General features: G+C 68.4%; 12 protein-coding genes and 3 pseudogenes. 8 read left to right on the top strand and 7 right to left on the bottom strand.

What is annotated here, in order from left to right; genetic code table 11:
* Positions 1-48: 48 nt before the first annotated feature.
* A pseudogene (locus AXW62_RS40755) lies at positions 49-339 on the top strand (IS5/IS1182 family transposase); the annotation flags it as partial.
* Between the two features lie 102 nt (positions 340-441).
* Here AXW62_RS40755 and AXW62_RS12540 read toward each other — a convergent pair.
* From AXW62_RS12540 to AXW62_RS12525, 5 genes and pseudogenes are all read right to left on the bottom strand, one after another.
* Positions 442-1,461 carry a terpene synthase family protein gene (locus AXW62_RS12540; protein ID WP_159060858.1) on the bottom strand — a complete coding sequence of 340 codons (1,020 nt, stop codon included), beginning with the start codon at positions 1,459-1,461 and terminating at the stop codon, positions 442-444.
* Between the two features lie 39 nt (positions 1,462-1,500).
* Complete coding sequence (locus AXW62_RS12535; protein WP_060944581.1) at positions 1,501-2,829, bottom strand: cytochrome P450; 1,329 nt, start codon at positions 2,827-2,829, stop codon at positions 1,501-1,503.
* A 586-nt stretch (positions 2,830-3,415) separates the two neighbouring features.
* Positions 3,416-3,640 carry a hypothetical protein gene (locus tag AXW62_RS45680; RefSeq protein ID WP_252368579.1) on the bottom strand — a complete coding sequence of 75 codons (225 nt, stop codon included), beginning with the start codon at positions 3,638-3,640 and terminating at the stop codon, positions 3,416-3,418.
* Between the two features lie 284 nt (positions 3,641-3,924).
* Complete coding sequence (locus tag AXW62_RS43870) at positions 3,925-4,602, bottom strand: DUF1266 domain-containing protein (protein WP_214516849.1); 678 nt, start codon at positions 4,600-4,602, stop codon at positions 3,925-3,927.
* Positions 4,553-5,368: pseudogene (locus tag AXW62_RS12525) on the bottom strand (S1 family peptidase); the annotation flags it as partial. The pseudogene AXW62_RS12525 and the gene AXW62_RS43870, both read right to left, overlap by 50 nt.
* Positions 5,369-5,618: 250 nt before the next feature.
* On the opposite strand from AXW62_RS12525, the pseudogene AXW62_RS44440 reads away from it, so the two are divergent.
* The 5 genes and pseudogenes from AXW62_RS44440 to AXW62_RS12505 all read left to right on the top strand — a co-directional run.
* Positions 5,619-5,777, top strand: a pseudogene (locus AXW62_RS44440) (IS5/IS1182 family transposase); the annotation flags it as partial.
* Positions 5,766-6,272: a DUF8832 domain-containing protein gene (locus AXW62_RS12520; protein WP_169808127.1), complete on the top strand. Its 507-nt coding sequence runs from the start codon at positions 5,766-5,768 to the stop codon at positions 6,270-6,272. The pseudogene AXW62_RS44440 and the gene AXW62_RS12520, both read left to right, overlap by 12 nt.
* Before the next feature lie 117 nt (positions 6,273-6,389).
* Positions 6,390-7,364 (top strand): permease, encoded by a 975-nt coding sequence (locus AXW62_RS45675; protein WP_252368578.1) that lies wholly within the window; start codon positions 6,390-6,392, stop codon positions 7,362-7,364.
* Between the two features lie 147 nt (positions 7,365-7,511).
* Complete coding sequence (locus tag AXW62_RS12510; protein ID WP_060944578.1) at positions 7,512-7,718, top strand: hypothetical protein; 207 nt, start codon at positions 7,512-7,514, stop codon at positions 7,716-7,718.
* 255 nt (positions 7,719-7,973) lie between these two features.
* Positions 7,974-8,150 carry a hypothetical protein gene (locus AXW62_RS12505; RefSeq protein ID WP_159060857.1) on the top strand — a complete coding sequence of 59 codons (177 nt, stop codon included), beginning with the start codon at positions 7,974-7,976 and terminating at the stop codon, positions 8,148-8,150.
* Between the two features lie 286 nt (positions 8,151-8,436).
* On the opposite strand, the gene AXW62_RS12500 is transcribed toward AXW62_RS12505, so the two are convergent.
* On the bottom strand, positions 8,437-9,069 hold the full coding sequence (locus tag AXW62_RS12500; RefSeq protein WP_060944576.1) for a TetR/AcrR family transcriptional regulator: 633 nt from the start codon (positions 9,067-9,069) through the stop codon (positions 8,437-8,439).
* A 156-nt stretch (positions 9,070-9,225) separates the two neighbouring features.
* Entirely contained in the window at positions 9,226-10,416 is a 1,191-nt protein-coding gene (locus tag AXW62_RS12495; RefSeq protein WP_060944596.1) for an IS110 family RNA-guided transposase, read from the bottom strand.
* A gap of 239 nt (positions 10,417-10,655) precedes the next feature.
* Here AXW62_RS12495 and AXW62_RS12490 point away from each other — a divergent pair, with 239 nt between their 5' ends.
* Both AXW62_RS12490 and AXW62_RS45670 read left to right on the top strand, forming a co-directional pair.
* Positions 10,656-11,390 (top strand): SDR family NAD(P)-dependent oxidoreductase, encoded by a 735-nt coding sequence (locus tag AXW62_RS12490; protein WP_060944575.1) that lies wholly within the window; start codon positions 10,656-10,658, stop codon positions 11,388-11,390.
* A gap of 325 nt (positions 11,391-11,715) precedes the next feature.
* The gene (locus AXW62_RS45670; protein WP_060944574.1) at positions 11,716-11,925 is read left to right on the top strand and encodes a hypothetical protein; all 210 of its coding nucleotides are present in this window, start codon (positions 11,716-11,718) and stop codon (positions 11,923-11,925) included.
* Positions 11,926-12,193 lie beyond the last annotated feature (268 nt).

Here is a 12,193-nt window from a genome sequence, read left to right as displayed (position 1 = left end):
CCACCGCGCGCCCACCCGCCGCCCCGGGAAGCCCGGCATGGGGCGGCCGGGGCGTCCAAGCCGGCCGCCGCCGACCGCATCATCGACCACCTCGGCTCCGCGCTCGCGCTCCAGCAGCGCAAGGCGGTTCCGCAAGGACACCGTGCCGATCGCGGACGGCACCTTGGCCCCACCCGCGACCACACCATCGCCGAGCAGTCCGAGAACTACCGGTACTCCACCGACCACCAGGTCGTCATCGACGCCGGCACCCGACTCGCCGTCGCGGTCGGCCGACCAGTTGCCGGCAACCGCCACCACTGCAAGGCATGGGAGCTGTCCGGTGCGAAAGACGCCGTCGCCACGTGCATCCCCCCGCGGCCGACCGCGCGGTACTCGACGGAGCGACCGCCAGCGATCGGGTGCCGAGCCGGTCGCCGACCTTGAGGGACGTCCCCTGAGTCACAGGTCATCGGGGTAGCAGTACGCCCCCTCTCCGCTCGAGACGTCGTCGGTTGCGTAGCGCATGACGATGTGATGCCAGTCGTGATTGGCGCCTATAACGGCGTCCATGTTGGTGATGAATCTCTCCACGGCTGATATGACCTCGGGCCGGGTGCCCGAGCCATGAAGCTCGGCGCGCAGGTTCCCGCAGGCATCCTTGTAGACGGTGACAAGTTCCGCCATACGTTCCAGCACGGCCCCAACTGCTTCTTGGGCGCTGCAACCCTTTTCCTGCTGGTAGATCACGACGCTGTTGATCTGGCGCTCCTGGTGATCTTCGCGGGCAGCGGAGAAGACGTCGTTGAGGAGTGCCTGCTGAAGGGTGGAGGACCAGCGCAGGGTACGCATCGGGCTGCTCCGACGCACCGCCTCCGGCAGGTAGGTGCCGGAGGAGTTGACCATTTCCATGAAGTCGTAGACCCACTCCATGCCGTATGTGATCTCACGGAAGGATTCATACTCAGCCATCGGCATCACCTGACCCTGTCCGGGTGCGTAGTTGAAGCGCGACTGGTCTGCGTACGAACGGACGAGGTCACAGTAGTGGCGGCGGAAGGTGTCCACCCAGTCCGACGGACGGCCTTCCTGGGTGTGCAGCCAGGTGCGGTGCAGCTCTTGGGCAAGTGCGCTGTCCCCAGCTTCGCGCTGGTTGTGCATGATGCCGGTGATTTCCTCGACCGCGCGGTTGACGCGGACGAAGTCCCGTTGGGCAACTCCCTCTTCCATCTGGTCGTCGAACCGGAAGAAGAAGAACATCCACTTCATGCCCTCCAAAAGCTGCTCCGGGTCCGCCCATGGCCAGCACCAGCAGGAGGCAAGTTCTATGCCGCTGCGTCGGAGGCGTTCGCGGGCACGATCAGTCGGAGCGAGCGTCCGGTCTTCAATCCACTCCCAGAAGCGCTGTGACACGCGACCGGTGTAGGGATTCAGGAGAGGTGTGAAGGGAACAGGAAAGCGAGTGGGGATCTCGAATCGCACGTCACTCCTCCGAGTGCTTCGGTGGTCTTCCCGACATCTTCATGCCCGGGAGGTGACGCGTATTCGCAGTCCGCGCGGAGCGAGAACGGCGCCGAGGGCGGGACGGACCGGTTCGCTGGAAGCCGGCTCCAGATTCCATTTGGCGGCGATACTGGAGATCACCAGGGACGACTGGGTGAGGCTGAAAATATCGGCGATGCATTTGCGTGGGCCCTCACCGAAGGGAATGTGCGCGTTGCGGGGAACATCGGCGGCGCGCTCGGGCAGCCAGCGGTCGGGATCGTAACTTTCCGGATCGGGGTATACGTCGCCGTCCCGGTGGATCATGTAGGGGCTGTAGATGATTGTGGTGCCTGCCGGAATGGTGTGCCCGGCGAGCACGCTCTCGGTTGTGCTCACCCTGGTGACAAACCAGCCGGGTGACCACAGGCGGAGCGATTCAGCGATAACGCGTTTGGTGACATCCAGGCTCTGCACGTCCTCGAAGGTGGGGTCGGCGCCCTTGAGGACGGCATGGGTTTCGGCCTGCAACTGGCTTTGGACATCACGATGTTGTGTCAGGAGGTGCAGCGTCCAGGACAGAGCGCTGGCAGTCGTCATCACGCCGGCCAGGAAAAACGTGCACAGATGGTCGTGGATTTCGCTGCCGGACAGACCTTCGCCCGCGTCGTCGCGTTCGCTCAGCAGCACGGAGAGCAAATCGCCGCGATCCTCACCGCTGACCCGCCGCTCGGCAACGATCCTGTTGACAGTGTTCTTGACGAAGGCCCGGCACGCGTCGTAGCGGCGTTTGTCGGGAAGAGGGAGCTTGTCCAGGGGCGGCGGCATGATCATGCGTTTGTACATGGTTCTGACGATCGTGACGAAGTTCTCGGTCGTTTCCCTGACCAGGCCAGGCGACATCGAGTCCGAGAACATCGTGGCCAGAACGACCTTTGCGGTGATAGTCAGCATTTCCGAGTAGCCGTCGATGACCTGTCCGTCGCGCCAGGACCCGGTTACCGCAGCAATCTGCTCTCCCATGATATTCGCATAACCGGGCATGCGGGAGATGTGGAAGGCCGGTTGGATCATGCGGCGCTGCCGCCGATGAACGTCGCGCGGGGAGGTACCCAGACCGTTGCCCATTATTTCCCGGAGGCGGTCGAAGAAAGGTCCACCCTTGTCGAAGGTGCGGTCGTCGCGAAGAACTTCCTGTGTCAGTTCACGGTCCAGCAGTACGATCGCCTTCATCGGGCCGATCCGGATCTGAACCAAGTCCTCGCTGGCGGGCAACGATTTCAGGAACTCAATCGGGTCTCGTAGCAACTGCACGCTGTTACCGATCAGCGGTATCGCGCCGGGGGCTTGAGGAATTGTTGTGGCCATAAGGCACTCCTTGTGAACATCCTGAATGGATGCACTCAACCGTTGCTGGGGGGTGGCCCTTGCCGACTCAGCCTTCGCTAAAGGTGATCGGCGCGGTGTAAGGAGGGGCTGGCGCTGTACTCCAGATTCCAGCCATCTGGCCGGATTCATGCGGACGTTGGTATCCGTAAGAGTAGCGAGAGGTTGTGCTTTGTCAAGAGATATGGGCTGCGATAATTCTGAGCCTCCATCAATTTCTGAGGCTCTATCAGTTAAACTCCAGCTGCGACACCGTTGACTTCGGCCTGGCGGTGATGTGTCAAGGGGTTGAACGACGCAACGGAACTCAAGGAGTTCCGTTGCGGGAGCGGCCTGTCATCACCCGCGAGATCGCGGTAGCCAAGGGCGTGTTCGCGCCGGGACACCTCGGGGAGTTGTCGCCGCCTACGCATCAGCCAAGGGCGGGCGTGTCAATCTAACGGCTGATCCTGACCGGACGGTCGCCGAAACGAGTTAGCGGGCCGGGAAGCCACCATGGCTTCCCGCCCCACGTGACGTTGTGATGCTGGGTCAGGCTTCAGTTCCTTCCGCGCCCAGGTCCGGGCGGTTACCGGGGTGCGGTGTGGACCTGAGAGCTGACAGACGGGGTCGGTTTCTTGACCGGCGTGTCCTGAGAGCCCTTTCCACCACCGCCGATGAGCATCAGCACGATGAGCAGGAGTAACAGGCCGCCACCCCCGCCGGCCACCGCGACAGCAGCCGGAGCGCTGATCCGGCGGTAGTGCGGCCGGACGTAGGAACCGTTGCGGTAGTGGCCTCGTACGCGTGTCACCGGACCTCCCGGGACGGCGCTGAAGCTGGGCGCGGTCGTACCTCGGCGGTAGGTGGCGGGGCGAACGGGTGAAGCGGTGCCGGTCGACGGCCTGGACCGGCGGTAGTGCGGCCGGACGTACGAACCGTCGCGGCGGTAGTGCCCACGAACGTATGACATCAGGGATTTCCTCGGGTGAGTCAGGCAGGAGCGGAAAGCGGGCCCAAACCGGGCGCGTCACACGACGGTACAGGCGCCCACCGACACTCGATGTCGCCAACCCCTATGACCTGCAGGGAACTTGATCAGCAACAGCTCTGGGGGCAGTCGGCAACCTGCTCCGCTTCCCCTGCGAAGTCCTGGGCAAGGGAGCGGCGGATGCCCAGCGCGAACTCCCATACCGGGCTGACCATGTCGGCGTCGAGCAGGCGTTTTTGGGTGCTGGCCCACTCCTCTCGGCTGGTCACGCCCCACCACTTCTTGAGTCTGCGCTTGGCGTTGTTGTAGCCGTTGCCGTGGTGGGCCATGGAGTTCCACAGCTCGCCGTTGTGGACGAAGAGCAGTGCCCCGCAGGCCAGGCCGTGCGCGACCGGGCCCTGGAGGGGGCCGCCCACCCACAGGCCGCGGAGCTGGTCGTGCGGGTGGGCGTGGCCGCAGCCGCCGCTGTCGCGGCCGTCGGCGCGCTGCCGCCACAGGGTCCTGGCCTGCGGGGTGCCGGCGGGGAGGAAGGCTTCGCAGGGAGTGCCGGGGTTGATGGCGATCCACGGCGCCTCCTTGTCGTCCCAGACGCTCGCGTACCACTCCAGCGTCATGGACTGGAAGACCAGATCCGGGTCGGGCGGCGGGAGGAATCCCTCCGTGAACAGGGCCCGGTATTCGGCCCGTAGGTGGGGGTTCCACTGGGGGGTGAAGCGGACCGTGCCGGGGCGGGCGTCAGCGCGCGTCCGCTGATCGGCGAAGAACAGGTCCGCATGGGCCGCCACCTCGAGATACCCGGCCCAGTCGCCGCGCGATGTGGCCTCCAGCAACGTAGGTCTCCTCCAGGCGGTAGAGCGCGATGTCGGTGCCGGTCATGGTGGCGTACACCAGCCGGCTGGTGTGGGCGGTGGTTTGGGGGTAGCCCTGGCGGTCGGCGATGGGCACGTCGCGGTCGGCGAACTGGTCCGCCGGCGCGGATCCGGGCGCGGGCGGTTTCCCGTCCACGCAGTGTCCGTTGGTCAGCATCAGCGCCGGGTCCGTCGGGCGGGAGGCGGCGGTGCGGACCACGGAGCCCGCACCGCCGTACAGTCCCACCGTGCCTTCCACGTTGGGGATCTTGTCGTCGGGGGGCACGTCGGTGCCGGAGATGATGTCGTTGATCCAGTCGGTGTACCGGGTGACGTCGGTGTACAGCGTCGGGGCCTTGGCTCCGCCGGGGCCGCTGACCACGCCGGCCGCCGCCCGCCGGCCGCGTTCGCGGACCAGCGCGGGGCCGCCGGAGTCCATGTTGCCCGCGGCGACGGAGCCGTCCCGGCTGCCGGGGCACAGCTCCCGGTCGGCCGGGTCGGCCGCCGGACAGGCCGAGAGCGGCTGCACCACGGTGTCGGCCTGCCGCAGCCGGGTGGGGTCGCACCCGTCGTCTTCGGCGTCCTGGCAGGTCGTGCCCCAGCCGATGAGGCGGCCGGGGGCGTTCTGCGCCGGCCGGGTCGAGGCGATGGGTACGGGCTCGGCCCGGACCGGGGTCCGCAGGTGCATCAGCGCCAGGTCCCGGCCCCCAAAGCCCTTTCGCGTTGGTCGCCAGGCGGTAGTAGTGGTCGACCTCGGCGACCTCGCCCCCGGAAGTGGTGTCCAGCGGCCCGACCCGGACCTTCCAGCCCTGTGGGACGCCCGCCTTCGCCCCGGTCGGGTTCTTGCCGGCGCAGTGGCTGGCGGTCAGTGCTCACTGCGGGGCCAGGATCTCCACTCCGCAGCCGTGGTGGTCCGGACGTGGTGGCGCGGGAAAGGACGGCTGGAACACCTGCGCCGATGGCTCCGCTTACGGAACATCACCCCGCGCATCGCCCGCAAGGGCATCGAGTCCTCCCAGCGGCTGGGCCGCCACCGCTGGACTGGGGAGAGAACGGTCGCCTGGCTTTCCGGATGCCGCCGCTTACACATCCACCCGACCATGGCAGCCGATGGCATCTGGAGTGCCGACCTCGCTTCCCTGACCTCCGGGTCCTGGCGCATGTTCGCCTCCTTCACTCCCGACAACGGGGCCCAGAAGGGCAAGGACTTCGTACTCAGCCGTACCGTCACTGTCCCGGGCCGGGCCACCAAGACGCCGCTGCCCGCGGCGGCTGGCAGCACGGAGGTCGACGGGTACACCGTGACCGTCAAGGGCGAGCTGATGGCCGGCATGGCGCACCCGCTGACCGTCTCAGTCGCCAAGGACGGCAAACCGGTCACCGATCTGCAGCTCTACCTGGACACCTACGCCCACCTGACCGCCTTCCACGAGGGCGACGCCGCGTTCGCCCATCTGCACCCCACCACGAAGGTCGACGGTGACCACGGCGGCCCGGACCTGTCCTTCCACGCCGAGCTGCCCACGGCGGGTAACTGGCGGCTGTTCCTGCAGTTCCAGACCGGCGGCAAGCTCCACACCGCGGCCCTGACGCTGCGCGTCGGCTGAATCCCGGCGGGGCGCTACCCCGGCGGGTGGCGCCCCGCACCCCCGGTTCACGGACCATGCCCATCGGCTCTGCGTGTCCCCGAGCCGGGACCCGGCTGAAGGAGGAAGGCTTCACCGATGCACGCCGTCCTGCACGCCCTGTCCATCGCCGGATCCATGACCTGGGAAATCACCTGGGCCCTGATCCTGGGCTTCGCCCTGTCCGCCGTCGTCCAGGCCGTGATCCGCCGGTCCACTGTCGTTTCCCTCCTCGGCGACGACCGTCCCCGCACCCTCACGGTCGCCGCCGGCCTGGGCGTGGCGTCATCCTCCTGCTCCTACGCCGCGGTGGCACTGGCCCGCTCCCTGTTCCGCAAGGGCGCGAACTTCACCGCCGCGATGGCCTTCGAGATCGCCTCCACCAACCTCGTCGTCGAGCTCGGCGTGATCCTCGCTCTCCTCATGGGCTGGCAGTTCACCGCCGCCGAGTTCGTCGGCGGCCACGTCATGATCGTCCTGCTGGCGGTGCTGTTCCGGCTGTTCCTGCGCGGCAAGCTGCTCCGGCAGGCGCGCGAACAGGCCGAGCGCGGGCTGGCCGGGTCGATGGAGGGCCACGCCGCGATGGACATGTCCGTGCGACGCGAAGGCTCCTTCGCCCGGCGGCTGCTGTCCCGTGAGGGCTTCACCTCCACGAGCCACGTCTTCGTCATGGAGTGGGCGGCGGTCCTGCGCGATCTGGTCTTGGGCCTGCTCATCGCCGTCGACGGCCGCCGTTACCTGGACGGCGCCTTGCGAAACGGCACCAACATCGACCTGGCCGCCGGCGCCCGCACCGTAGTGGTCATCGACCCGCTCGCCCACCGCCACCCCCTGCCCACCACCGACGGCACCTACCTCGTGGCCCCCGATTCGCCCACGGCGCGCCTGCTGGACGCCGAGCGCAGCGACCCTGAAGCGTGGACAGCGGCCTGCCAGGCCGGCGAGGCCCAGGCCGGCACGGCAGCTGAGGAACTACGCGCGCACTGGCGGCCTGCCACGGACCGCGGCCGAGGAGCTCCGGATCGCCCTGCGCGCACTTCCTTGCATCGTGGACGATGCGGGGAGATCGATTGAGCATGTTTGCGGGGCGTCCCGAGCGGGGGTGGCGAGATCCGCCAGAGCGCCATCAGTGCAGCGTGCGACGGTGGCGTGGGCCCCGATGCGCGTCGCACCGCACCACCGCCGTCCCGGTGCGCCCTACCGGGCGGTCAGGCGCACCGGGTGCGCACCGTCGCCGTACCCGCCACTTCGAGGTCGCGCCCGCGGCCGTTCCACTCGGACCGGAAGGCCGGCCGGGAGCAGACGACCGACGTCGACACGGTGGAGCAGACCCGCCGGACGCTCGCCGAGGCCGCCCTCGCCAGGGTCCAGGAAGGCGCCCGGGAGCGTGTCCTCACCAACGGCCCCGACCGCAGCCCGCCCCGGTGACGGCCCCGCCGCAGCACACCCAGCAGCCCGGCACCCAGCACACACGGGCCGGACCACAGAAGGAGTTGCGTGAGCCTCACCTCCCACGCACCATCCGGATCAGATCAGCGAGCGTCCGTGCTGGCCTGCCGTGGTCAGTTCTCCAGGCCACGACTGACCATCCGAGGGGCGGGCACGGTCCCGGTGGCGTCCCGCCGTACGCGATGTGAAGGGGCGGGGCCGCGGTGGCGGTGGGTCCGGTACGTGATGCCGGTGATGGTCGAGGTCGACTGCGACGACGACAAGGTGACCTGGGTGGTCCCGCTCCCGGAGGAGGTCCGTGAGGACCGCGACGACATGGGGCACTTCCTCATCTGCGACGAGGAGTTCGTCCGCCGGGACGGCGACGGACAGCCCCAGGTGCACGCGTTCTGCGTCGGCGGACCCCAGTGAGCACTGTGCATCGTGAAAGCTGCCCGTCAGATGGTCTGGTGTGTGCAGCCGCCGGGAGGCTCGGGCTGGCCCGGGGCGGTAGTCCGCCGACAAGGTCATCAAGGTCATTCCGTCAGCGGGCGACTTCCCGGTTCGTCAGCACCGGCAGGGCGCGCACCAGCGCGGTCGCCCGCCTCGGCGGGGCCGACGCCTCGGACCGTCGGGCACCGGCTCGCGAGGTGAAGGGCAGGCAGCCTGAAGAGATGGGGGTGAGACGTCCTTTCCGTCCTTGAAGGGTCCGCACCTGCTATGGCGTGCCGGCGAGCCTGCCCATCACGTCGTACACCTGCTGCCCAGTCAGCGGGGCTGCGGACGGCGCTTCTTGGGCTGGTGCGGTGTCCAGCCCCTGGAGCAGGAAGGCGACTTGGCGGCGCCAGGCGTCGGGCGCGGTGTCCGCGACCGCGCGGGCGAGCAGGGCGTTGGTGCCGAAGAAGAGCAGGAGGTCCTCGCTGGTGAAGTCTGGGCGGATGGCGCCGGCCAGCTGGGCTCGTTCGATGATCCGTGTGGCGGCGTCCTGCGCCCGGCCGCAGATGGCCATCAGGCACTCGGCGGCCGGAAAGCGTCCGCTGACGACGTCGGCGACCGCGGGATCGGTGGCCTGCAGTTCACAGACTTTCTCGATGTAGTACGCGAACCCCTCCCGGGGGTCTTCGAAGGACAGGGCGTGTTCGGCGGCTTCGTCGAGACGGTCGGCGGCCAGTCCGGTCACCACTTCGTCAATGAGCGCCTCGCGGGTGCCGAAGAGGTTGTAGAGCGTGCCGTGACTGACACCGGCCCGGCGGGCGATTTCTTTCAGGGGCACCTTCAGGCCGCGTTCCTGGAAGAGCTCGGCGGCGGCTGCTCGCAGTTTCTCCGCGTTCCGTTGCGCGTCGGCCCGCATCCGGTCGTTCCTCCTGGCTGTGACATTGCGGCTTCCATGGTCGCATTCCCTCAGCAGATTAACTTGACCCGCGGGCCATGTTGAGTGTTACCGTCGTCAGGCAAGTTGACCCAAGGGTCAAGAACTGTTGCGGCAAGGAGCTTCCCAATGCTGATGTCAAGCCGCTGCCGTGACCGGTGGTGTGGCTTGGTAGCACGCTCCGTCGCGGATCATGGCCCACAGGACGTTCAGACGTCGGCGGGCGAGTGCCAGCAGCGCCTGCTTGTGTCCCTTGCCCTCGGCGCGCTTGCGCGCGTAGTACGCCTTGGAGGCCGGGCAGCTCTTCAGGCTGGAGAGCGCGGACAAGTACATCGCATTGAGCAGGCCGCGGTGGAAGCGGCGTGGTCTGCGGAGGTTGCCGCTGACGCGCCCGGAGTCGCGTGGGGCCGGGGCCAGGCCGGCGTAGCCGGCGAGCCGGTCGGAGCTGCCGAAGGCGTCCATGTCCCCACCGGTGGCCGCGATGAACACGGCTCCCATCAGCTTGCCCATACCGGGCAGGCTGGTGATCACCTCGGCGTGCGGGTGCTCGCGAAACCGGGCCTCGATCAGGGCTTCCACTTCCGTGATCTCCTCGTCGAGGGCCATCACCCCCTTCGCGAGCCGCACCACCATCGAGGCAGCCAGCTTCTCTCCGGGCAGCCCGGTGTGCTGCGCCTCGGCGGCCTCCACGGCTGCCTGGGCCAGGGCGGCGGCTCCGCGGACCTTGCGGTTGCGCAGCCATGTCTCGATGCGCCTGGCCCCGCTGCGGCGGATCGCGGCAGGGGTCTGGTAGCCCGTCAGCAGTATGACCGGGCCCTTGTTGGTCATGTCGAGCGTTCGCTCCAACGCCGGGAAAATCTCCAGCAGTTGAGCACGGAGCCGGTTGATCTGGCGAGTGCGGTCAGCGACCAGGTCGGTGCGGCGGGTGGTCAGAGTTCGCAGATCCACGGCGACCTCGTCGCCGGGCCGCAGCGGGCCCAGGTCCCGGCGCATGCGGGCTTGGTCGGCGATGACGAAAGCGTCCTTGGCGTCTGTCTTGCCCTCTCCCCGGTAGGAGCCCGGGGCACGGTGCACGGCCAGGCCGGTGATGTAGACCATCGGCTGGTCATGGCTGAGCAGCAGGCCGATCAGCAGGGCGGCACCGCCGCTGTTGAGGTCGACCGCCCACAGCACGTCCTCGTCGAGTGCCAGGATGTCGCCGATCAGCTCCAGCAGGGCCGATTCGTCGTTCAGGACCCGGCGGGACAGCAGTCGTTCGCCGTCCGCGTTGATCACCACGCAGTGGTGATGTTCCTTGCCGATGTCCACTCCGGCCCATATCCGGGGCACGGTCACCTCCGCCAGCTTGTCGCGTGTTCACGGCCCAGCAGACGACCTCGCCGACGTTGCCCTACGCAGCGATCGAGTCGCATCTCCCAATTGGCGGTCGAGTCGTCGCGGGGCTCCGGGCGGCCAAGCTCCTTGAGCCATCAGGGGCGAAACCCATGCAGCCATACCCAGAGCCCCTGGGTTCACCGATCTTACGAATGACCAGTTCAAACCCACTACTTGAAAGGTAGGGCAGTCCCATGTCCAAAGTGATCGCCGTCCTCGGTGCCGGTACCGGCCTGGGTGTGTCCGTGGCCCGCCGCTTCGGGCGCGAAGGTTTCCGGGTCGCCCTGGTGGCCCGCCGCAAGGACCGGCTGGACACCCTCGTCGAGGTGCTCGCCGGCGAAGGCATGGAGGCGGTCGCGTTCTCCGCCGATCTTTCCCAGCCCGCCGAGGTGCCCGCTCTCGTCGGGGCGATCCGTGACCGCTTCGGCCGGATCGACGTGGTCGCCTACGGGCCGATCAGCGGTGACCAGGGCTTCACCCCGGCCGCCAAGCTGGACGCGGCAACTTTGCAGGACCTGGCCCCGCTCCTGCTGTTCACCCCGGTCGAGGTGGTCCGGGCAGTGCTGCCGGAGTGGACCGAGCGCGGCGAGGGTGCCTTCCTGCTCGCTCAGGGCTACTCAGCGGCGCAGCCGATGCCCCACCTCAGCGGCCTGGGCCCGGTGATGTCCGCCACCCGCAACTACCTGTACTCCCTCAACGCCGAGCTGGCTGACACGGGCATCTATGCCGGAGCCCTGACCATCGCGTCCCTGATCGCCCGCAGCGAGGTGTCCGCCGCGGCCCAGGCCGCCTTCGAGTCGGCCGACGGTCCGCACTTCCCGGTCGTCGACCCGGACGACCTCGCAGAGCACTGCTGGAACATGTACACCAAGCGCGACCGCGTCGAGCAGTTCCACCCCGAGTCGCTGACTCCACAGGCCACGGCATAGCAGGACTCCGGCACCTCTTCCCATCGGGCCCGTTCGGGAGCAGGCCGAGCGCGTGGATGCCCATGACGCCAGTGGCGTGCCTGGTGACATCGCAGGTCCCGGTTCCGGTGTGACGACGACTGCGGCCGACTGCTGTGGATCTCCGCAGTGCGGCCCGGACGCACCGGAGAGATCACCGCCTGCCGCCACGGCACGCTCACCGCCCACCTGCGGGCGGCCGGTCTCGGCACCATCGCCGACTTGGGCTTCGTCGGCCTCGACGACAGCGATCCCGACACCGATCCGGTGATGATCAGGCGGCTACAAGGCCGCCCGGACGCGGCCCTTGACCCGTGGCCAGAAGCTGTCCGACAAGGCACTCGCCGCGGTCCGGCCTCCGGCCGGGCACGGCTTCGCCCACCTGAAGAACTGGCGCGCCCCCGGCAAGGTCCGCACGGATCCGAGGTGGGCGACGGTGGGCGACACGGATCCGAGGTGGGTGACCGCGCTGGTGCGGGCCCTGCTGGTGCTGACGAACCGGGAAGTCGCCCGCTGACGGATGGCCTTGCCGGTGGACTACCGCCCCGGACCTGCCCGGACCTGCCCGAGCCTCCCGACGGCGACGCCGGACGACGTCGACTCGCCGCCGCGCAGTCGCGCCGGCCCCGCCCCCGCCAGAACCGGATCGGCAACGCGGCCGCGCGCCGCGACGCCCGCGCCCTGCCCCGGGTGCGGCACACCACCGCCTGGCCGTGGTGACGATGCCGGGCATCGTCCACCGAGTGGACCCCACCCGATGGGCCCCGCCGAGTGGACTCCACTTA

Origin of the sequence: Streptomyces hygroscopicus subsp. hygroscopicus (genome assembly GCF_001553455.1) — a bacterium.
In the GTDB taxonomy this organism is placed as follows: Bacteria; Actinomycetota; Actinomycetes; order Streptomycetales; family Streptomycetaceae; genus Streptomyces; species Streptomyces hygroscopicus.
This window is presented reverse-complemented; position numbering and strand designations above follow the sequence as displayed.